The 23509-nt window shown below is 33.0% G+C and carries 17 protein-coding genes; 1 reads left to right on the forward strand and 16 read right to left on the reverse strand.

What is annotated here, in order from left to right:
* Positions 1–168 precede the first annotated feature (168 nt).
* The 5 genes from K7H06_RS17160 to purR form a co-directional block, all read right to left on the reverse strand.
* Entirely contained in the window at positions 169–2169 is a 2001-nt protein-coding gene (locus tag K7H06_RS17160) for a methyl-accepting chemotaxis protein (protein WP_223037245.1), read from the reverse strand.
* Positions 2170–2282: 113 nt separating this feature from the next.
* On the reverse strand, positions 2283–3230 hold the full coding sequence (locus tag K7H06_RS17165; protein ID WP_223037246.1) for a ribose-phosphate diphosphokinase: 948 nt from the start codon (positions 3228–3230) through the stop codon (positions 2283–2285).
* A gap of 17 nt (positions 3231–3247) precedes the next feature.
* Positions 3248–4627: a bifunctional UDP-N-acetylglucosamine diphosphorylase/glucosamine-1-phosphate N-acetyltransferase GlmU gene (gene glmU / locus K7H06_RS17170; protein ID WP_223037247.1), complete on the reverse strand. Its 1380-nt coding sequence runs from the start codon at positions 4625–4627 to the stop codon at positions 3248–3250.
* Positions 4628–4864: 237 nt separating this feature from the next.
* Positions 4865–5131, reverse strand: coding sequence for a septation regulator SpoVG (gene spoVG, locus K7H06_RS17175; RefSeq protein ID WP_223037248.1), 267 nt, complete (start codon positions 5129–5131; stop codon positions 4865–4867).
* A 98-nt stretch (positions 5132–5229) separates the two neighbouring features.
* Positions 5230–6045, reverse strand: a complete 816-nt coding sequence (purR, locus tag K7H06_RS17180) for a pur operon repressor (protein ID WP_223037249.1) — start codon at positions 6043–6045, stop codon at positions 5230–5232.
* A gap of 233 nt (positions 6046–6278) precedes the next feature.
* Here purR and murC point away from each other — a divergent pair, with 233 nt between their 5' ends.
* On the forward strand, positions 6279–7664 hold the full coding sequence (gene murC / locus K7H06_RS17185; RefSeq protein WP_484795932.1) for a UDP-N-acetylmuramate--L-alanine ligase: 1386 nt from the start codon (positions 6279–6281) through the stop codon (positions 7662–7664).
* A 23-nt stretch (positions 7665–7687) separates the two neighbouring features.
* Here the strand turns inward: murC and K7H06_RS17190 are convergent, their stop codons facing one another.
* From K7H06_RS17190 to K7H06_RS17240, 11 genes are all read right to left on the reverse strand, one after another.
* Positions 7688–8839, reverse strand: coding sequence for a hypothetical protein (locus K7H06_RS17190; protein ID WP_223037251.1), 1152 nt, complete (start codon positions 8837–8839; stop codon positions 7688–7690).
* Between the two features lie 164 nt (positions 8840–9003).
* Positions 9004–9966 (reverse strand): LCP family protein, encoded by a 963-nt coding sequence (locus K7H06_RS17195; RefSeq protein WP_223037252.1) that lies wholly within the window; start codon positions 9964–9966, stop codon positions 9004–9006.
* A 154-nt stretch (positions 9967–10120) separates the two neighbouring features.
* The gene (gene hutH, locus K7H06_RS17200; RefSeq protein WP_223037253.1) at positions 10121–11650 is read right to left on the reverse strand and encodes a histidine ammonia-lyase; all 1530 of its coding nucleotides are present in this window, start codon (positions 11648–11650) and stop codon (positions 10121–10123) included.
* A gap of 13 nt (positions 11651–11663) precedes the next feature.
* Positions 11664–12539, reverse strand: a complete 876-nt coding sequence (ftcD, locus tag K7H06_RS17205; protein ID WP_223037254.1) for a glutamate formimidoyltransferase — start codon at positions 12537–12539, stop codon at positions 11664–11666.
* A 17-nt stretch (positions 12540–12556) separates the two neighbouring features.
* Positions 12557–13120: a cyclodeaminase/cyclohydrolase family protein gene (locus tag K7H06_RS17210; RefSeq protein WP_223037255.1), complete on the reverse strand. Its 564-nt coding sequence runs from the start codon at positions 13118–13120 to the stop codon at positions 12557–12559.
* A gap of 2 nt (positions 13121–13122) precedes the next feature.
* Positions 13123–14412 (reverse strand): imidazolonepropionase, encoded by a 1290-nt coding sequence (gene hutI, locus K7H06_RS17215; RefSeq protein WP_246637562.1) that lies wholly within the window; start codon positions 14410–14412, stop codon positions 13123–13125.
* A 140-nt stretch (positions 14413–14552) separates the two neighbouring features.
* Positions 14553–16277: a urocanate hydratase gene (locus K7H06_RS17220; RefSeq protein WP_223037256.1), complete on the reverse strand. Its 1725-nt coding sequence runs from the start codon at positions 16275–16277 to the stop codon at positions 14553–14555.
* Positions 16278–16567: 290 nt separating this feature from the next.
* Positions 16568–17881: a Na+/H+ antiporter family protein gene (locus K7H06_RS17225; RefSeq protein ID WP_223037257.1), complete on the reverse strand. Its 1314-nt coding sequence runs from the start codon at positions 17879–17881 to the stop codon at positions 16568–16570.
* A gap of 421 nt (positions 17882–18302) precedes the next feature.
* Entirely contained in the window at positions 18303–19655 is a 1353-nt protein-coding gene (locus tag K7H06_RS17230) for an aspartate aminotransferase family protein (protein WP_223037258.1), read from the reverse strand.
* Positions 19656–19745: 90 nt separating this feature from the next.
* Positions 19746–21470, reverse strand: a complete 1725-nt coding sequence (locus K7H06_RS17235; protein ID WP_223037259.1) for a urocanate hydratase — start codon at positions 21468–21470, stop codon at positions 19746–19748.
* A 235-nt stretch (positions 21471–21705) separates the two neighbouring features.
* On the reverse strand, positions 21706–23436 hold the full coding sequence (locus K7H06_RS17240) for a sigma-54 interaction domain-containing protein (protein WP_223037260.1): 1731 nt from the start codon (positions 23434–23436) through the stop codon (positions 21706–21708).
* Positions 23437–23509 lie beyond the last annotated feature (73 nt).

A 23509-nucleotide genomic window follows, 5' to 3' on the forward strand; every position in this document is an offset into this window, starting at 1 on the left:
ATCCTTTCTTTTTGCAATTTCTAAACTATTATAACATATATTTATATAACTATTCATATTGTATTCAAAATCCCTGTATATAAGGTTTGTCTTTATGTTCACCCAACAAAATCCACCTAAATGTAATACATTTCTATCTAAAAAGAAGTGGCATAAAGCCACTCCTTTTTAGATTTTAAATTGATTCAATTGGTCATTTAACTTTACAGCTAATCCATTTAATTTTTCTGAAATACCAGCTACTTCTTCAACCGTAGCTGATTGCTGCTCCATAGAAGCACTTACTTGTTCTGAAGAAGCAGCTGTTTCTTCAGAGATACCAGATATATTTTCTATAGCTGATACAATATTTTGTCCATCCTGATTCATATTCTTTATATATCCACTAATAGTCTCTATTTTATTTCCGATGATTTCTATGGCTTGTACAATCTCTTCAAAGGATACATTCACTTCATCTACAGCCATAACCTGCTCTGTATTTCTCAATTTCACTTCATTCATAATATCCACAGTTGCATGGGTATGATCCTGAATGCTCAAAGTCATTTCTTTAATTTCCTCAGCTGATTTTTTAGACTCTTCTGCTAATTTTCTTATTTCTTCTGCTACCACTGCAAATCCACTTCCTGCATCCCCTGCTCTTGCTGCTTCAATAGCTGCATTTAAAGCTAATAAGTTGGTTTGCTCTGCAATAGTACTAATGGTCTCTAATATGCTTCCGATATTTTGTGAATGAACATCAAGCTCTCCTACAACCTTTACAATTTTTTCAATTCCCTCGTTATTTAACTTCGTTCGATCCTTCAGCAAATTAACTGTTTGTATCCCTTTTTCATTTGCTTTTAGAACCATCTGAGAACTATCCATCATACCATTAGCATCTTTTTCTAGATTTTCTAATTTACTTGCTAAGGCCCCCACCATACTGGATCCATTTTGTGCTTGTATTGCCTGCTTCGTTGCTCCCTTTGCTATTTCATCCACTGCACTTGCTATTTCATCTGAAGAAGCACTAGTCTCTTCTGATGATGAAGCTAACGTTTGTGCATAATGCCCTACCTCACGGCTAGCTTTACTTACTTCATTCAGCAAAGTACGAAGACCAATCTTCATGGTATTAAAGCTTTCTGCTAAAGCTCCTACTTCATCCTTTGTATTAATTTGACAATGAACTGTTAAATCGCCTTCTTTGATTTTCTCCATATCCATTGATAAAATTCTTAAATTTTTTGTAATACTTCCTGATAAAAAAATTGCTATCAAAATTGCTAGAACTAAGGCTATGGCTCCAATTATTAATGTTGAATCTAGAAGGGACTTGTATTGATCATGTATTTCATCTACATACATATTTCCAATTAAATTCCACCCTACTCTATCTAAGGTAGTAAATACAGAAAATTTTTCTTGATTGATCCCTTCTTCTTTTTCTACATAATCTACCATATCTGTATTCTTTTGTTTGACAGCTGTAGCTAAAGCTTCCATTGGGATAGGTTTTCCAAGCAAATCTTTATTAGGATGTGTTAAAATGTTTCCTCCTTCATCCGTTAAAAAAATATACCCCTTTTTCCCTATTTTTACATTATTAATACTTTTTGATAATTGGTCTAATGAAATATCAATGGCTACCACACCTACGAATTCATTTCCATGCCTTGAATCATATACTGGCTTAGATATGGTAATGACCATTTTTTTTGTATCTTTATCCTCATAGGGTTCTGACCAAACAAAAGTATTTTTACTGATAGCATCCTTATACCAATCCCTTGTTGTTGGATCATAATTTTCATCTAAATCTGTTTCAATAGGATATGCATATAATTTTTTATCCTTTGTCCCAATATACACACTTATTATATCAGGATGGTTTTTACAGTAATTTCCAAAATTTTCTACCATCCATTCTACTGCATCAGCATTACTAAAAATCTGTTCTACATTTGCATCTGTTGAAAAGATCTTAATGTTTTTCTCTAATTCCTCTAAATATGTATCAACCCTATTTCCTACTTCTTCTATGGTTGTAGAAGTTCCCTCTTTAAATTCATCCTTCATAATTTGAACAGAATTCTTAAAACAATTTATCCCAACAGCTGCCATTGGTATTGTAATCAATAATATGAAACTAATGACCAGTTTAAATCGAATCCCTCGTTTCATTTATAATTCCTCCTATATAAAAGCTTAGATGTTAGTTGAATTTTGTAATATATTGTTTGATTTTGTAAGAATATTGTTTCAATATAAAAAGTGGAGAATCTCTCCACTTTTTATTATCCAAATAATTTACTTACAGACTTATTCTCATAGATTCTTCTAATGGCTTCTGCAAAAATGTCCGCTACAGATAAAGTTTTTATATTATCTAATTTTTTATCTTCTGCTAATTTAATGGTATCTAATACGACAAGCTCTTTGATAACAGAATCTTTAATTCTCTCTATAGCAGGCCCTGATAAAACAGGATGCGTACAACAAGCATAAACTTCTTTCGCACCAAAATCTTTTAATGCTTTTGCCCCATTTGTAATGGTTCCTGCAGTGTCTATCATATCATCTACTAAGATAACATTTTTACCTTCTATCTCCCCAATAATATTCATAACTTCTGAAACATTTGCTTTTGGTCTTCTTTTATCAATAATTGCAATAGGTGCATCCAATATATTTGCAAAGTTTCTAGCTCTTGTAACACTTCCAAGATCAGGAGAAACCACTACTACATCTTCTAGTTCAAGCTTTTTAAAATATTTTGCTAAAATAGGAACACCTAAAAGATGGTCTACAGGAATATTAAAATATCCTTGAATTTGTGCTGCATGTAAATCCATTGTAAGAACACGATCTGCTCCTGCACTAGTAATAAGGTCTGCTACAAGCTTTGCAGTAATTGGATCTCTCGCTTTTGCTTTTCTATCTTGTCTTGCATAACCATAGTAAGGTATAACCGCTGTTATTCTCCCAGCAGAAGCACGCTTTAATGCATCAATCATGATTAATAGTTCCATTAGATTTCTATTTACAGGTTTACATGTAGACTGTACAACAAACACGTCCGCACCTCTTACAGTTTCTGTAATATTTACAGAAATCTCTCCATCACTAAAAGAACCTACTTCAGCATCTCCTAAAGTTACACCTAAGCTTTCACAAATCTTAAGAGCTAAATCCTTACTGGCATTCCCAGCAAAAACCTTTATCTCTTGTCCATTGATATTCATTTTTGTTCCTCCCTAAATTAATCTTTTTTTAATAAGCCCTTTCTTTCTACCCAGCCAGCTATATTCTTTTGTCTTTCTCTTGCTACAGATAAAGCCCCTTCTGGAACTTCCTTTGTAATTGTAGACCCTGTTGCAACATACCCTCCCTTTCTTACTACAACGGGAGCAACTAAGTTTACATTACTTCCTACAAAAGCATTATCTTCAACGATGGATTTATATTTATTTTTACCATCATAGTTAACAAATACTACGCCACAACCTATATTCACATTCTTTCCAACTTCTGCATCTCCCACATAAGCTAGATGAGATGCTTTTGAGCCATCATCAATACTAGAATTCTTTACTTCAACAAAATCTCCAATTTTTACTTTCTTACCTAATTTACTATTTGGTCTTAAATAAGCATAAGGTCCTATAGTACATCCTTCATCTACAAAACTATCTACGATAGTTGAACTTTGAATTTGTACTTTATTTTTTATAATTGAATTCTCTATGCGGGTATTATGCCCTATGATACAATCTTCACCAATTTTAGTATCTCCTTTTAAGATAACACCTGGATAAAGAACTGTATCCATTCCAATTTTTACATTTTTTTCAACATATGTATTTTTAGGATCAATAATTGTTACTCCCTCTTCCATATGCTTTGTTAAAATTCCCTCTCTCATAAACTTTTCTGCCCATGCAAGCTGCACTCTTGAATTAACCCCCATAATATCAGCCTTGTCTTCAACTTTAAAGGCACCTACTTTATGCCCTTCTTTTCTTAAGATCTCGATCACATCTGTAATATAATACTCTTGCTGCTGATTATCATTTGTAATTTTTTTGAGAGCTTCTTTTAATAATTTTGCATGATAGCAATACATACCTGAATTTATTTCTGTAATACTTTTTTCTTTTTCATTAGCGTCTTTTTCTTCTACAATCTTTACTACATTTCCTTCATGGTCCCGAACAATTCTACCATAACCTGTAGGATTTTCAAAATCAGCAGTCAAAATAGTTCCTTGAAAATCTCCTTTTATATGAAAATTGATTAAAGCTTTTAAAGTCTCTCCCTTTATTAGAGGAGTATCTCCATATAAAAGCAGTACCAGCCCTTCATCTTCGATAAAATTTTCTGCCTGCATAACTGCATGGCCAGTTCCTAATTGTTCTTTTTGAATAGCAAAGACTACCTCTCGGTGTCCAATAGCTTCCTTTACCTGTTCTGCTTTATGTCCGATGACTACAATACTCTTTTTAGCATTTACTTCTTCTGCTACATCAATTATATGCTCTACCATAGGTTTTCCACAAACCTTATGTAAAACCTTTGGTATTTGGGATTTCATTCTTGTTCCTGCTCCTGCTGCTAATATGACAGCTGAGATATTATTCATGTATATCACTCCTTATTATACATTATTTTTATGGGTTATTGGTTACAAAATTAAATTTTTTTCTATTCATTATGACAAATTTTGTGTTTTTGTCCTCTATAAAAGTCTATGATTATCCGTCATTTAGTATATCATTTTTTTTAGCATACTGAAAGGATTCACAAAAAAAAGAAAACCCCTTTGGATGATAAAACAATCTCTCCAAAAGAGTCTTTTCCTTATTCAATCAATGGCTTTCTATTCTTCCTTGTTTTTTACTTTTTCATATTCAGCAAATATGTGTTCTTGAAGTTTGGCCCTAGTTTCTGAATTAATAGGATGGGCAATATCTCGAAAGTCTCCTTCTCCTATTTTCCTACTAGGCATAGCAATAAACAATCCATTTTGTCCCTCAATAATTTTTATGTCATGGACTACAAATTCGTTGTCAAAAGTTACTGATACTATGGCTTTCATCTTGCCTTCATCACTGATTTTACGTACACGTACATCAGTAACCTCCATATTCTCACCACCTTCCCAGTCTCAACTTGCGAGTTGAATAACATATTCTCCAAATTTTCTTGATTTCCTTCTTTTATTTTGTAAAAATTTAGAATCTTTTATATTAACTGTTCATTTGCATATATATTAATGATCTTATTTTTCTCATCCACCTGATCTAATATGAGTAATGGCACATAATCTTTTACCACTTTTTCTTCTGGCTCTTTTGTTGCAATCATAACCCCTATCCCAACTACTTCTGCTTCAAATTCCTTCATCATATCCATCATGCCCTTTGCTGTACCCCCAGCTTTCATAAAATCATCAATAATAATAACCTTTGCACTTGCCTTTATGGCTCTTTTAGAGATGGACATGGTTTGAATCTTTCCCGTTGATCCTGATAGATAATTAATGCTTACAGTAGATCCTTCTGTAACTTTGCTATCTCTCCTTAGAATAATGAGTGGGACATTAAGTGCATTAGCTGTCATAAGGGCAATAGGAATTCCTTTTGTCTCCACAGTTACTACATAATCTATCTTTTTGTCTGAAAACTGAGTTGCAAATATTTCTCCTAATTTTCTAACAATAGTTGGGTTATAAATAATATCTGCCATATACAGAAAATCTCCTGGAATAATTCTATTTATTTCTGAAAGTTTTCTGCATACCTCTTCTAATATTTCTTTTGTATCCTCTTTACTTGTTAAGGGAATATATTTTACGCCTCCTGCCGCACCTGGAATTGTTTCTATTTTTCCTAGTTTTAAATCTTCCATTAACTTTTTTGCTACAACAATGTCTTCACTAATACTTGATTTTGCCGCATTAAATCTATTTGTAAAATAGCTTAAAGTAAAAATTTTATTAGGGTAATCATTAAGAATCTTAATTAAAGCTCCAATCCTTCCATTTCTCTTTATTTTCATCTTTTTTACGCTCCATTCCGAATGTTTTTATTATTTGTATATAATTTTATTCGGTATTACAAAATTATTCAACCAATATTTTTTCTTTTTTTCTTCCTCTCAAAATTTTTTATGGTATAATTTCACTAGATTTTTTATTTTGTTCTTTTCATTTCTAAGAAATATCTATAGGTTTGTATGAATATGGTAATAATAAAAGAAATTCATTTTTTATTGGAGGAGAAATTTTTATGATTGATTTTGATTTAGACAAACATGATGTAAACCATGTCCATTTTATTGGTATTGGCGGAATAAGCATGAGTGCAATTGCTGAAGTCCTCCTTACTTTTGGCTATGAAGTATCTGGCTCTGATATGAAATCTTCTAGTATCACTGAAAAACTTTCAAAGAAAGGTGCAAAAATTACGATCGGCCATGACAAAGATCAATTTCCTTCATGTGATTTAGTTGTTTATACAGCTGCCGTAAAGGATGATAATCCAGAACTCATAAAAGCAAAAAAACAAAATATTCCTATTGTTTCAAGAGCTGAAATGTTAGGACTTTTGATGAAGAAATTCAAAAGAAGTATTGCTGTTTCAGGAACACACGGAAAAACAACAACCACTAGCATGATTTCTCTCATTTTAGAATATAGTGACTTTGACCCTACTATCCTAGTTGGTGGAGAATTAGACCAAATAGGAGGCAATGTAAAGGTAGGCAATCGTGAATATTTTGTTACTGAAGCTTGTGAATATGTAGGAAGTTTTTTGAAATTTTTCCCAACAATCGGTATTATATTAAATATTGAAGCCGATCATCTAGATTATTTTAAAGATTTAGATCATATCATAGATACCTTCACAGAATTTGCAAATCTTATTCCAAAGAGCGGATTCTTGATTGCATTTAAGGATGATCCAAATGTACAAAAAGTACTAGCCAAAGTTGATTGTCCTATCATTACTTACGGCTCAGATGCATCTTGTAATTATTGGGCAGAAAATATCCATTTCAATGAAAACGGATTTGCATCTTTTGATGTATTCCATCAAAAGATATTTTTAGGAAGCTTTGAGTTAAATATTCCTGGTAAACACAATGTGGACAATGCTCTAGGGGCTATTGCTTGCTGTCATACTTTGGGCGTGCCTATAGAAAAAATAATCAAAAACCTTAAAATGTTCCATGGAACTCATAGAAGATTTGATTTATTAGGTACCTTAGGAGATATCACAATTGTTGATGATTATGCTCATCATCCTACAGAAATAAAAGCAACTTTAGAAGCAGCATGTAAAGTGCCTCATAATCAATTATGGTGCATATTTCAACCTCATACTTATACCCGTACAAAAGCACTTCTAAATGATTTTGCTAGTTCTTTTGATCACGCTGATAAAATTATTATTTCAGATATTTACGCAGCAAGAGAAAAAGACACAGGAGAAATTCATTCAAAAGACTTAGTAGAAAAAATAAAGTCTTACAATAAGAATGTTGTTTATATGGATAATTTCGAAAAAATAGCAGAATATGTGAATTGCCAGGCACAAGCAAAAGATTTAGTATTAACCATGGGAGCAGGAGATATCTACAAAGTTGGAAAACTACTTTTAAACAAAAAAGGTTAAGGAATCATCCTTAACCTTTTATTTTATACACTTAATGCACCCTTTATAATATCACTAATTTTTTCACTATAATATTTTTTCCCTTTGAAAATTATATGATTTTCATATATTTTAACTTCTACAGTCTCTTCATCAACTATAAACTGCATACTATATTTTAAAGATTCATTATTAGGAATTTCTTTAACTTCTTTAAGATTTGCTTTTATAATCCATCTTGGCACTTCCACATTATAATAAGTATCATCTTCAAAATCAAATTGATTTTCCATATCATCCACAATAATTTTTGAACTTCTTAACAAATTCTTAAAGTCATTAGTATCATCCCTAAAGGTCACCCCATATTTTTCATGAAGATAATCCCATAACTGGCTATCATATTCATAATAAACAAAACTATCTGATGTATCTAAGGTGAGAAATTGTTCATCTATAATATGAATTGTATAGTTTTTATCTTCTGTTTCTATAGTAATCCTATAATCCGGATAACTATTGGGCGTACCTACTAGTTCTTTTCCATCCACAGGAGCCATTAACTTTATAACTTGTAAAAACTTTTCTACTCCCTCTTCATTTAAAATCCATTGTTTTTCTTCATCCTTTGCTTCAATATATACCATTTTAACCTTCGTAAATAATTCACTAGAATCATATTGACCCATATAAATGGATTTTAACGCTTCATTCAACTTCTTTAATTGATCTAAATCTCCTTCGAAAAACTGAGTTCCGCCTTGCACATCCTCAATAATTACATATTTTTCATTCACCTTGATTTTCATGTTCTTGTCCTTAATATGAATAGCATACAAACAACGATTATATTCTTCTATATCTTCCATTACTTCCTCTGATTTCATCAATAACTTTAAATCCAAACTTTTTAATTGACCAATGATTGACTCTAAATTTGTATCGTCTATTTCTATAATATGATTTGATCCTAAGTAGGATTCTAAATATATTTCATCTACTCCATCTAATATTTCTTCCATACCCATAATCGTCTTCTCTTTTTCTTCCGTTACCCCTTCATCTGTCATCTTTTCTTCTAATAATTCTTTATTATTCTTTTCTTGATGAAATAGCATAAAAGAAGTAACAGCACCACTAATTACAGCAATTACCACCAACGCGCCTAGAATAACTCCCAAATTTCTTTTTTTCATTTGATTTCACTCCTATTCGTGATATCAAAGTAACTATTCTACATTCTATAAAAAAAACCCTTCTAATCCTATATAATTTATTATTTCCAAATTATCACATTTTATCTGTAGCATTGATTTTTACAACCATAAAAGAGCAGCACACACTGCTCCTTTTACAGTTTTTATCGACTGTATATTTCCTTCATTAAATTCTCCGCTTCATTTTGATCATGTAAAAAATAAGATAAATGATTTTGGTTAGCTGCTTTCCCTGGAAGGGAATAAGCTTTTAAATTTTCCTTTTTCATGCCTATAGCATTTTTTGCCATAACTCCCATATCTGATAATTCCATATCCGTTTTTACATATTTAAAAACAGTATTAGCAACAACTGGAAGTCTGAATCCAAGAACTTTTCCCATTGCCGCTTTCATAAATTGCTGTTGTGCTTTTATACGTCCTAGATCTCCGTCTGGATATCCCCCTCCATTATTTCCTTTTCTAAATCTTAAAAACTGTATGGCATGTTTTCCATCAAGGCTTTGTGTTCCTTTTTTAAGATGTATATGAAGGGGAGGCTTAGCATATGGATCATCATAATCCATATTCATAGGGATATTTACTTTCACACCGTCTAAGGAGTTTACAATTCTTTCTACACCTGTATAAGTTACCTTCACATAATGATGAATCGGTACGCCTCCCAGTACATTACTAACAGCACTCATAGTACCTTCTACACCATCATCTCCGTAAGCTGCATTTATTTTTTTCTCATCAGCAGCATTATATCCTTTTCGCTCATAATAGGTATCTCTTGGTATGGATACCAAATCTACATTTTTACTTTCAGGATCAAAACTTGCAAAAACGATTGTATCTGTTCTTGCTCCTTCCATTCCTAACAATAAAAAATTCACCCGTTTACTATTTTCAATCAATTTTTCTAGTTCGCTTTTCTCCTCTTCTACCTCTTCCTCTCCATTGCTGTCTACAATTTCTGTATTGTCTATTTTTCCAGTGTCACTTACTACCACATCTGTAGGCGGCTCCTTATAGAATTTAGAAAAAACCAACACACCGGCTCCTATGGCTACAATAAAACAAAAAAAAGCAATTGCAAATATTTTTAGAAAAGTTTTCATGCTATTCTCCTTTCAGAGGTTTTCCTGAAATCATTGTATCATACATCATTTTATTTCCTAGGTTAAAATTATATTACAAATCCTTCTGAATCGCAAACAGAAAAAAGCTCCCATTTAGGGAGCTCAAATTGCTCATTTACTATAATCATAAAAATTAATCTATTAGTTCTCCAATTTTTTCTTCTACAGCTTTTACAATTTCATGACTAGCCACCAATTTATAACATTCATGTATATCCGTATAGAATACTCTATCATTTTCAATTGGTTCTACATGCGCTCTTACCTTTTCATAAGCCACTTTTGTTCCTTTTCCTAATTTTTCTTTTGCTCCAAATTCAATAGCTTGTGCAGCTGTCATTAATTCTATACCTAATACATTCATAACATTGTTTAATATTTCTCTAGATTGTCTTGCTGAGATAGACCCCATACTCACATGATCCTCTTGATTTGCACACGTAGGAATAGAATCTACACAAGCAGGATGTGCTAATACCTTATTCTCAGATACAAGGGCAGCTGCAACATATTGAGGAATCATCAGACCATCATTGAGCCCTCCATTTTTAACTAAAAACGCAGGAAGGCCACTTAAAGCTGGATTTACAAGTCTCTCTACTCTTCTTTCAGATACATTTGCTAATTCTGCAACAGCAATACCTAAAAAGTCAAACACTAATGCCATGGGTTGCCCATGGAAATTCCCTCCTGAAATCACTACCTTATCATCTGCAAATATCAATGGATTATCTGTAGCAGAATTCAATTCTATATTCACTTTTTTTATCACATAGTTAATAGCATCTCTACTTGCTCCATGAATTTGAGGAATACACCTTAATGTATAAGCATCCTGTACTCGAATTTCTCCTTGTCTGCTTGTTGATTGGCTTCCTGCTAATAGCTTTAACATATTTTGTGCACATATTATTTGTCCTTCATGAGGTCTTACTTCATGTACTCTCTTATCATATGCATCAACAATTCCATTAAGAGCCTCTACTGTCATAGCAGCACTTATATCCGCAAGTTTCATAACCATTTTGGCATCATAAGCAGCTAATGCTCCTACAGCCGTTAATACACAGGTTCCGTTAATTAAAGCTAATCCTTCTTTAGAGATTAACTCAACAGTTTCAATCCCTGCTTGTTTCATAGCTTCTAAGCCTTTCATACGCTTACCTTGATAGAAAGCTTCTCCATCTCCTAACATGACTAAAACCATATGTGCAAGGGGACACAAATCTCCACTAGCTCCAACAGATCCTTTTTCAGGAACAACAGGATGAACTCCTTTATTTAACATTTCAATTAATATATTTAATGTGCTTAATCTTATCCCTGAAAATCCCTTTGCTAAGGCATTAACTCTAAGAAGCATGGTAGCTCTTACGATTTCTTCAGAATATGGATTTCCAACACCACAACAGTCACTTACAATCAAATTTTTTTGTAGCTCTTTTGTTTGGTTTTTTGATATCAATACATCACTAAACTTACCAAATCCTGTAGTAATCCCATAGATTACCTTTCCTTCTTCTACAAATTCATCAACAACAGCTCTAGATTTATTAACTCTCTCTACTGCTTCTTTTGTAAGCTCAATTTTATAATTTTCTCTAGCAACTTTTACAACTTCTTCTAATGTTAAGCTATTTCCATCAATATAGATTCTTTTCATTTTTATATCCCCCTTAGTAATAAATTTGTTCCATAGAAAAATCATGTACTTGCAGATAATGCTTAAGTACCTCTTCTAGAGCCATCAGTGGAACAGGTCCAACTAACTCAGCTGAAGCTACCAAAACCCCATAGCGACATGCTTCTGAACGAATAGTTTCCATTACTCTAGGAATAGGTGTCTTTTCATAATTAACTAGATTCATAGATACTTGAACCATTTTTTTATTTTCTAGACTTAGGGCAATAGCTCTAACATATTGGTATCCTCCTGTAGCACCTCTAATTGCTTTTACAATTTTTTTCCCTATTCCTAAATCCTCTGTTTTTAAATTTACATTAAAAGCAACCAAAGGAAATCTCACACCCGTAACAGTAGCACCACTCTTTGGAACAAATTTCTGGGGTCCCTCATCTGGTTTCCACTCTAAATCTTTCATCTTTTCTAGAAGACCTTCATACTGACCTTTTCTGATTTTTACCAAGCTCGTTCTTTCAGGTTTTGTAGCTGCATCTTCATAATAATATACAGGTACTCCTAAATTTCCTAGAAACTTACCAAATTCTCTTGCAATCTCAATAGCCTCTTCTTTAGTGACATTTTTAACTGGAATAAAAGGAACCACATCTACTGCTCCCATTCTAGGATGACTTCCTTTATGTTTACGCATATCTATTAATTCAATTGCTTTAGCAACAAGTCTTTTTGTTGATTCTAATACTTCCTCAGGCTCTCCTATATAAGTAAAAACACTTCTGTTGTGGTCTTTATCAGCATCCAAATCAATAAGCCTTACATCTTCTTTTTCTAAAAGAGCTTTTTTTACTTGTTCAACTACCTCCAAATTTCTACCTTCACTGATATTCACCTCAGCTAATAAACTTTTCATATCCCTCATCCCCTTATCTAGAAATTCCTTAATTCATCTATACATTTTTGAAACTGGCTTTTTTTCTCTTGCTCTTTGATCAGCGAAAGATTTGCTTCAATATTTAAAATACATCCTTTCACACCTGCTTCAGCAAGCATTATAGCTTCTGCTAAATCTGATGCTGCATTCGGATTAGATTTATCTTTTAAAAACATTCCTAATTGGTATACTCTCTTACACATAAATCCATTATCTTTTGGAACAGTGGCAGCTGAAACGCCTCCATCTTGAATGGCAGCTGATCGCCTCTTTTTTTCTTCTTCTGTTGATTTTGGAAGGGCATATGCATCTTTTATCTTACAGAATGCTTTTTCATCTTGTTGAGATCCCATGAGTAAATCTTTTGCTAACTGATCTGTTTCTTTAGCAATCTCATTGTATCGCCCTACAGTGAGACCATAATCTTTCTTTGTAGATAATTTTGCAACCATGGATATCATTCCAGCTCCCATTGCACCAGCCAGTGCAGATGCTACTCCTCCTCCAACGGTAAAATTATTAGAATCAATTACCTTTTCTAACATATTTACTCCAGACATGACTATACCCCCTCATTCTCCAATGGTATGAAAGATTCTTCTATGTTATGATCTATAACAATTTTTCCTCGTTTTATCACTTTGTCTACAAGGTTTACCCCAAATTTATAAATTACATCCTCATATGTAGATGCATTCCACAGTTGAATGTCTGCTAATTTTCCTATTTCTAACGAACCTCTATCTTCCTGTAGATTAAGCGCCATGGCACCACCTAGTGTAGCTGCTCTAAGTGCTTCTGCTGTACTCATTCCATGCTGACGACATGCTAGCATCATTGTAAACTGCATAGATACACTAAAGCATCCTGGACAACAATTCGTACCTAATCCTAATATCATCCCTTCTTCCATCATGGGTCTTGGATTAAAAGGCTTTGCATGCTTTACTGCAAAATCTGTTCCTGGAAGTAACACCCCTGGAACCTTTGATTTTGCTAATTTAGCCATTACTGATCTTGGCGTATAATTCAAATGATCTGCTGATACCATTCTCATTTCTGATGCTAGGTCTGACCCTCCTATATAGGAGTAAGCATCTGTATGGATTTTAGGCTCTAACCCTGCTTCTCTTGCTACCTGCAATATTTTTCTGGATTCTTTCGCTGTATAATGACCGTCATCACACCAAACATCACAAAATTGTGCTAATCCTAACTCTGCTACCCAAGGAATCATTTCCCATAACAACATATGGATATACTTATCCTTACGAATATCCTCAGGCCATCCATGGGCCCCTAAAAAAGTAGATACTATATCTATTGGTAAACTATCATTTAGCTTTTGATTAATCTTTAACATTTTTATTTCAGAAGATGTAGTCAGTCCGTATCCACTCTTACTTTCAACAGTAGTTGTTCCTGCACTCATCATATGTTTTAGTCGTTCTTGAGCATCATGAAACAACACTTGTTCTGTCATATCTCTTGTTATATCTACTGTAGCCATAATGCCTGTCTTAATCCCCATTTTCTTTAAAGTTTCTAAATCATTTATAGTCATACGCACAGCATATTCTTTTACTCGAGAACCACCAAAAACAAGATGGGTATGGCAATCTACAAACCCTGGTAGAACAATTTTTTCACTTCCATCAATAACACAATCTTCATCATAATCTACAATACTTTCGATTTCTTTTTTTGTTCCAACAGCTACAATTTTTTCTCCTTCTATAGCAATCCATCCATGTTCCATCTTTCCAATTAAATCCTCTGCTTCTTTTTTGCAAGTTAAAAGTTCTCTACAATTGGATATTACTAGATCTGCTTTTATTTTATTATCCTCCAATTTTAATCACTCCCTTATGAATAAAAACTTACCTTTGAAGATTTAATTTTATTTTCATATACTATAAACTAACTTGTACCCTCCAATTATCCACTTATTATATTTGAAAGGTACAAGTATAGCCCTAGTATGGTATATTTTTATTCACAGGTACTTTCAGCAAGTTCCCGATCATCTGGTCCAAAGGTTGCTGCTCTAGTCCACCATAGTGGAATCTTAATACTTTCATCTGTTAGGTTTCCTTTTCCATTTGCAACAGCTTTTGCTGTTTCATATCCTGCTTGCGCATGTCTTACTACTCCGATTCCTGAATCCGTTGTCATACATGCTTCTAATCTAAAAGTTGCTTCATCTGTTCCATCTGCAATCATTGTTACTCCTGTATGTACTGCTTCTCCCATTGAGTAATTTGCTTGAATGGCTATTAAATCACACATTCCTGCACAATTTAATAATGCATTTAGATATGGCCAATCAGAAATTAAGTCTCCTCCATCCTTCATATTTTCTGATTCAAATGTTGGATTTACAATTGATCCAGAATCTAAGTTGTCTCTTGAGAATGCTACTGGTCCTGATAATTCTCCACTCTTGATCATTTCGTTTACTGCTAGTGCAAATCTCTTTCTTTGTCCGAATCCCATGTAGCAAATTCTTGCTGGAAGTGCTTCAATTGGTAAGTTTTTGCGTGCTAATTTAATCCATCTTTCTACAAGTGGGTCTCCTTTACAGATTTCAAGGGCTAAATCATCTGTCTTTTTAAGGTCTTTTGGATCTCCTGATATACAAGTCCATCTAAATGGTCCACGTCCTTCACAGAATAATGGTCTAATATATTCTGCTACAAATCCTGGGATAGTCATTGCTTCTTTTTCTGGCATTCCTGCATCTCTACATTCTTTACGAATACTCGTTCCATATTCAAATACTTCCACACCTTTATGGTAATATGCATTCATTGCACTTAATTGTCTCTTCATCGTTTCACGTGCTGCTTCTAAATAGGCTTTACGATCTCTTTTTCTAAACTCTTCTGCTTCTTCTGGTGTATATCCTGATGGAATATATGAAATAGGGTCATGACATGGACACATTTCACTGATAATATCTGGCATAAATCCTTTTTCGTATGCTTCTTCAAATAAATCTGCAGCATTTCCTACTACCGCTATTGCCAATGGTTCTTTTTTAGCTGCTGCTTCTTTTGCCATGCTAATAGCTTCATCTAAGGAAAATACAATCTTATCCATATAATTCTTTTCTATACGTCTTCTAATAATCTTTTCATCTGTATCTACAACGATTGCAACTCCACCATGCATCTTCATTGCCCAACTTTGATTTCCACCCATTCCACCTGCTCCTGCAGTTAGATAAATTTTTCCTGCTAAATCATTATTAAATTTCTTAATTGCTATCGCCGATAACGTTTCAAATGTCCCTTGGATAACACCTTGTGTTCCTATATATTCCCAAGGAGCTGCTGTGTATTGCGCATACATGGTAAGGTTCTTATCTTGTAAATCATAGAATGTTTCCCAGTCTGCTTTCATAATGTTTGTAGTTGCCATAACTACTGTTGGTGCAAATTTATGAGTTCTAAAAATAGCAACTGGCATTCCTGATTGTACTACTAATGTCTCATCATCTTCTAATTCCTTTAATGATTTTACAATTGCATGATAAGATTCCCAGTTTCTTGCACATTTACCAATACCACCATAGATTACTAGTTCTTCTGGTTTTTCTGCATTTTCCATATTATTTTCAAGCATTCTTAAGATCGTTTCTTGTTTCCATCCTTTACACCTTAACGTTGATCCTCTTTGAGCTTTCACTTCATAAAGTATTTCTGGTTTTGACATAGTATTTTCCCCCTTTGATTGTTTAGCTATTATCTTTATGTCCTATATATTAGCAAGAGCTATGCCAAATCTATTATTTTATTTTGTATTCTCTTAGAACAGGTTAACACCTTCGTTGCATTCTAACTATTCAGAAAATAACGTTTCCTATTCTAGTATTTATGTATAAAATTTATACAATACCAACTAGATTAGTCAGTATTCGTCTATTGTAAAAAAAATGATATATGTATAATTTTTATACATATATCATTTTGAATTAATTTATCCATTATTTACTTTCCATCTTCTTAAAAGAGTACTGCTCCTATAATACCAAATATCACAAGTGGTATATTATAGCATAAGAAAGTAGGTACACATGTATCCCATATGTGGTCATGTTGACCATCTGCATTTAATCCTGCTGTAGGTCCCAATGTGGTATCAGAAGCTGGAGATCCAGCATCTCCTAGTGCAGCCGCAATTGCTATTAGAAGGATTGTAGCTTTTACGCTAAACCCTAAAGCGGATGCTAAAGGACAATAAATTGCTGCAATAATAGGAACTGTTCCAAAGGAAGTACCAATTCCCATTGTTATAACAAGTCCTAGTAAAATCATAACAGTAGCAGCAATAAATTTACTTCCAGCCATCATACCAGCAGCTGCTTCTACAAGTGTTTCTATGCCACCAGTTTCTCTCATAACAGCAGCATACCCTGATGCAACTAACATTACAAATGCAATGAGTCCCATCAGTTTAATTCCACCATGCATCATTTCTTCAATATCATTCCACCTAACAGCACGTGAAATTAACATGACTAAAAGACCACCCATTGCTCCAAGAGGCATAGAACCCCATTTTAATTGAATAACCAATGCAGCTATTCCAGCTACTAATGTTGCATAATGTTTTCCTGTTACTTTTATTTCTTCTTTATTATCTAATGAAACAGCTGTCTCTTCAGTAGCATTATCTAGTATATTATATTCTCTAGGCTTTTTATATACAATCAAAGCAATAACTAATCCTGTAAGCATGGCAAGGCCTGCTACCCAGTTAGCTCTCCAAACCATTCCTGTACTTATTTCCATTCCACTAAGACCCATTTGATCTCTGATAATATTGTGATAAATTAATCCATATCCAATAGGCAATGTAATATATGGCGCTTTTAACCCAAAAGCCAATGCACAAGCAGCAGCTCTTCGATCCATATTCATTTTATTCATAACAGCTAACAGTGGAGGTATCAGAATTGGAATAAAGGCTATATGTACAGGTATAATTGTTCCTGATAAACATGCTACAAAAGCAATAACAAGTAATAGAACAATTCCTTTTCCTTTAATTAATTTTGCAATTTTTAATGCCAATATGTCTGCTGCTCCAGTTTTTGAAATCGCTGTAGCTAATGCTCCTAATAAAATATAGCTTAAAGCTGTTTCAGCATTACCTCCCATTCCACCAACAAGAACGCCCATAGAATCTCCAAGAGACATTCCCGCTGCGAATCCCCCTATAATTGCTGCAACAACTAATGACAGGATCACATTTAACTTTAATAAACACAAAATCGTCATCACAATAACTGATAATACAACAGGATTTGTGAACATAAATAATCCTCCTTATTTTTTTATCTCTGAATAATAGGCTTCATAGAATTATTACCTACACACCATCTCTTCATCTTTGGTTTTTGTTAATTGCTAATGTTTAGCTTTAGCAATTTTTATTAAATAGGCGGCCACCTTTTAATAATGAAGTTTAAAATCTTATTTTTGTTTTTTGAATTTTCAGATATTTTCACAAGTATATCAAGCAATTGTCATGCCATTTATTTAAAAACAGTGCTGAACTACACTATTGTTACAAATACGCTATCCTTTTCTTTTTTTGTTTTGTATAATTTTTGTATACCTATTACTACAAAACCTAGTATTTTACACAGTTAAAAATTATAAGACCTGTATAATTTTTAGTCATTTTAAAATAATAAAATCCACCCTTTCTAAGGGTGGATGAAAATTTTTTAACTTACCAGCCTTTTACTACTTCTAAGGCTTCATCTGTAATTTCTCCATCAATATATTCTTTTATTGTTTCTTCAATAATATCTAAAGCTCTATCTACTTCTTTTTCGGTAATTACCAAAGGCGGTTGCACTCTAAGAATATTTTCTGCAAGAAAAATAAGTAGCACACCTTTTTCCCAACATCTATAACATATTTTTATAGCTGCTTGTGTATCTTTTTCTTTTGTCATTCTATCTTTTACTAACTCTACTCCAATAGATAACCCTTTTCCTCTAACATCTCCTATTAATTCATATTTTTCCTTCATATGATTAAAACGATTTTTCATATATTCTCCTAGTACATTGGCATGCTCTACTAATTTCTCTTGTTGAATAACCTCTATTGTTGCAATAGCAGCTTTTGTACAAACAGGATTTCCTTGAACAGTAAATAAATGTGCTGGCATTTCTAAAGCATCTACAATTTCTTCTCTAGCAACAATAGCACTAAGTGGAAGTCCTGAAGCAATGGATTTTCCCATAATAATAATGTCCGGATTTATTCCAAAATGTTCAATAGAAAACCATTTTCCCGTACGGCCAAATCCCTGTTGAACCTCATCTACAATAAACAATATACCCTTTGTTTTACATAAATTATGTAATTCTGTCATATACTTTTGAGGCGGTAGTACAAATCCAAGATCACCAGCAATAGGCTCCATTATTATTGCTGCAACTTCTTCTGAAGGTATATAATTTTCAAAAGCCATCTTCATATACTTAAAACATTCCATAGAACAACTTTCTTTCTTCTTGGCAAAGGCACAACGATAACAATTTGGATAGGGCATATGATAAATCTCTGGTAATAAAGGTCCAATTTTTCTTCTCATATTTAAACTAATTGCACTTAAAGAAATAGCTCCATAGGTAGAACCATGATATGAACCAATAAAAGAAATAATTTTTGTTCTTTTCGTATAAGATCTTGCTAATTTTATTACCCCATCATTTCCATCTGATCCAGATAATCCAAAGCATACTTTTTTAGTAAACTTACCTGGTGTTATTTGTGTAAGCATTTCAGCAAGCTGAACCTGTGGCTCAACATACATATAATCTGTTGAAAAATGAATAAAATTATCTACCTGATCCTTTATTGCTTGAATAACTTTGGGATGAGAATGACCCGTATTTAAAACTGCTGCACTACTGAACATATCAATATATTTATTTCCATCCATATCTTCTAATATAGCACCATTTCCACTTTTCATTACCACTGGAAAATAAGGTGCACGGGATGCTTTTGCAATCACTTTACTATCTCGCTCTACAATCTCGATACATTTTTTAATATTTTTTTTCATTTTCATTTCTCCTTTCTACCATAAGTCTATAAAAATAACTTGCAAAATAGCAATCCACCCTCTAAGAGGGTGGATGTGATTACTATATTTTTATTCACAAATACTTTCAGCAAGTTCCTGATCATCTGGTCCAAAGGTTGCTGCTCTAGTCCACCATAGTGGAATCTTAATACTTTCATCTGTTAGGTTTCCTTTTCCATTTGCAACAGCTTTTGCTGTTTCATATCCTGCTTGCGCATGTCTTACTACTCCGATTCCTGAATCCGTTGTCATACATGCTTCTAATCTAAAGGTTGCTTCATCTGTTCCATCTGCAATCATTGTTACTCCTGTATGTACTGCTTCTCCCATTGAGTAATTTGCTTGAATGGCTATTAAATCACACATTCCTGCACAATTTAATAATGCATTTAGATATGGCCAATCAGAAATTAAGTCTCCTCCATCCTTCATATTTTCTGATTCAAATGTTGGATTTACAATTGATCCAGAATCTAAGTTGTCTCTTGAGAATGCTACTGGTCCTGATAATTCTCCACTCTTGATCATTTCGTTTACTGCTAGTGCAAATCTCTTTCTTTGTCCGAATCCCATGTAGCAAATTCTTGCTGGAAGTGCTTCAATTGGTAAGTTTTTGCGTGCTAATTTAATCCATCTTTCTACAAGTGGGTCTCCTTTACAGATTTCAAGGGCTAAATCATCTGTCTTTTTAAGGTCTTTTGGATCTCCTGATATACAAGTCCATCTAAATGGTCCACGTCCTTCACAGAATAATGGTCTAATATATTCTGCTACAAATCCTGGGATGGTCATTGCTTCTTTTTCTGGCATTCCTGCATCTCTACATTCTTTACGAATACTCGTTCCATATTCAAATACTTCCACACCTTTATGGTAATATGCATTCATTGCACTTAATTGTCTCTTCATCGTTTCACGTGCTGCTTCTAAATAGGCTTTACGATCTCTTTTTCTAAACTCTTCTGCTTCTTCTGGTGTATATCCTGATGGAATATATGAAATAGGGTCATGACATGGACACATTTCACTGATAATATCTGGCATAAATCCTTTTTCGTATGCTTCTTCAAATAAATCTGCAGCATTTCCTACTACCGCTATTGCCAATGGTTCTTTTTTAGCTGCTGCTTCTTTTGCCATGCTAATAGCTTCATCTAAGGAGAATACAATCTTATCCATATAATTCTTTTCTATACGTCTTCTAATAATCTTTTCATCTGTATCTACAACGATTGCAACTCCACCATGCATCTTCATTGCCCAACTTTGATTTCCACCCATTCCACCTGCTCCTGCAGTTAGATAAATTTTTCCTGCTAAATCATTATTAAATTTCTTAATTGCTATCGCCGATAACGTTTCAAATGTCCCTTGGATAACACCTTGTGTTCCTATATATTCCCAAGGAGCTGCTGTGTATTGCGCATACATGGTAAGGTTCTTATCTTGTAAATCATAGAATGTTTCCCAGTCTGCTTTCATAATGTTTGTAGTTGCCATAACTACTGTTGGTGCAAATTTATGAGTTCTAAAAATAGCAACTGGCATTCCTGATTGTACTACTAATGTCTCATCATCTTCTAATTCCTTTAATGATTTTACAATTGCATGATAAGATTCCCAGTTTCTTGCACATTTACCAATACCACCATAGATTACTAGTTCTTCTGGTTTTTCTGCATTTTCCATATTATTTTCAAGCATTCTTAAGATCGTTTCTTGTTTCCATCCTTTACACCTTAACGTTGATCCTCTTTGAGCTTTCACTTCATAAAGTATTTCTGGTTTTGACATAGTATTTTCCCCCTTTGATCATTTAGCTATTATCTTTATGTCCTATATATTAGCAAAGGGTATGCCAACTTTATTGTATTGATTATATTTGGATTAGGCCAGTTATAATCTCAATTTTATTTTCAATATTCTGAATTTTGTAATCGTATTGTTCATATCTTGTATAGTTTTTATACAATATATCTTTAAATAGCTTAATTTCTCCTATAGAATACTTTACACCTATGACTAAATTTTATACAACTTCATTTCTGTGAACTGACTCTATTCCAAGCTTTTTCATTCGATATATTAAACTTTGTCTAATAATCCCTAAGTCTCTTGAAGTCTTACTTATATTCCATTCATTCTTATTTAAACTTTCAAGAATAATTCTCTTTTCTATATCTCTAAGTGTCCCCGTTAGGGAGTTTTGTTTTTTTTGTATTTTGCTACATGCATTTTCTCCTATTATCCTAGTTTGAATATATTTGGGTAAATGTTCAGTTCTTAACTCTTTCTCATTTTCTCTTACCCTAATCATTAGATTTTCAAGTATATGTTCTAACTCTCTTACATTTCCAGGCCAATTATAAGATAACATGATTTCCCTTAATTCAGATGAAAAAGCTTTGATATTTTTATTAAGCATATTATTATACTTTTCAATAAAAAAGCTACTCATGCTCAATATATCTTGTGGTCTCTCTCTCAGTGGAGGAATATATAAACAAATAGTTGCAATCCGGTAGAAAAGATCTTGTCTTAATTTGCCCTCTCGAATAATCTTTTGAGGGTCTTCATTAATAGCACTAATAATTCTACAGTGAATTTGTGCTGTTTTTAGTCCTCCTACTCTTCTTACCTTTCTCTCTTGAAATACTCTAAGTAATTTAGTTTGCATAGTAATAGGCATAGAATTTAGTTCATCTAAAAACAAGGTTCCTCCCCTAGCCTCTTCAAATAATCCAGATTGATCTACTGCCCCTGTATAAGATCCTTTTACTGTTCCAAAAAGGATACTCTCAAGAAGATTTTCCGGGATTGCTGCACAATTTATTGCCACAAATGGTTCCTTTTTATTTTTCCCAAGATTATGAATACTTTGAGCAAAAACTTCCTTTCCTGTTCCTGTTTCTCCAACAATTAATAAATTGTTCTCTAATAATGCTATAGTCTCAGCTTCTTTAATTAGATTTTTTATCTGCTCACTATCTCCTATAATATTTGTAAATGTATAAGTTGTACCATTATCATAATAATCATTTGATTTTAATGGTATTTTACTCCGTAATCTTCGCTTCAATTCAATAGTTTGAGATAATAAAGATTTTAGCATAGTTTCATTTTTACTAATAGAATACACTGCAATAGTTTCTCCATCTTTTTTAATTGGATAGGTACTATAGGATACATATTTAGGAACACCATCTTTATAGGCATGGGCTTTATATTTATTAACAATAGAAACTCCTGTTTTATATACTTTTTGATGTTCAGACATCTCTATCGCTTTATAATTGTAAGCTTCCCATAAATATTTTCCTACTATATTTTTTGCAGATAACTCCTCTAATTTCTCCTGTGCATCATTATATAAAATAATCCGACCTTCAGCATCACTCATAATAATTCCATCATTAATAGAATCTATGATTTTTTCTAGGCAATAAAGCCTTATTTGGTGATTTGTAAAATCTTCTATATCTTCAATAAATACGAAAATATATTCTTTTTTTTCATCTACGATCTTCCGTGCACTCATACTATACTTTTTTCCATAAGGTGTTTTAAAAATCTTTTTTGTGCCCATTATTATATCTAGTGTTACTGAAAACAAATCGTAAAACTTGCATTTTAATATATTTTTTTGATGGTATATTTGCTCTACCATTGGACTCATCCATATAATTTCTTCTTCCTCATTTAGAATCATTATTCCAGGAATATGATCCATTAGTAATTTTCCTACCCTTTTTATCTCCATATGCACTATCCTCCTTCTCTCATATGCAAGACATTCAGCATACCCTTATACTATTTTCTTATATCATCTATCT

The organism is Crassaminicella profunda (genome assembly GCF_019884785.1).
Taxonomy (GTDB): Bacteria; Bacillota; Clostridia; order Peptostreptococcales; family Thermotaleaceae; genus Crassaminicella; species Crassaminicella profunda.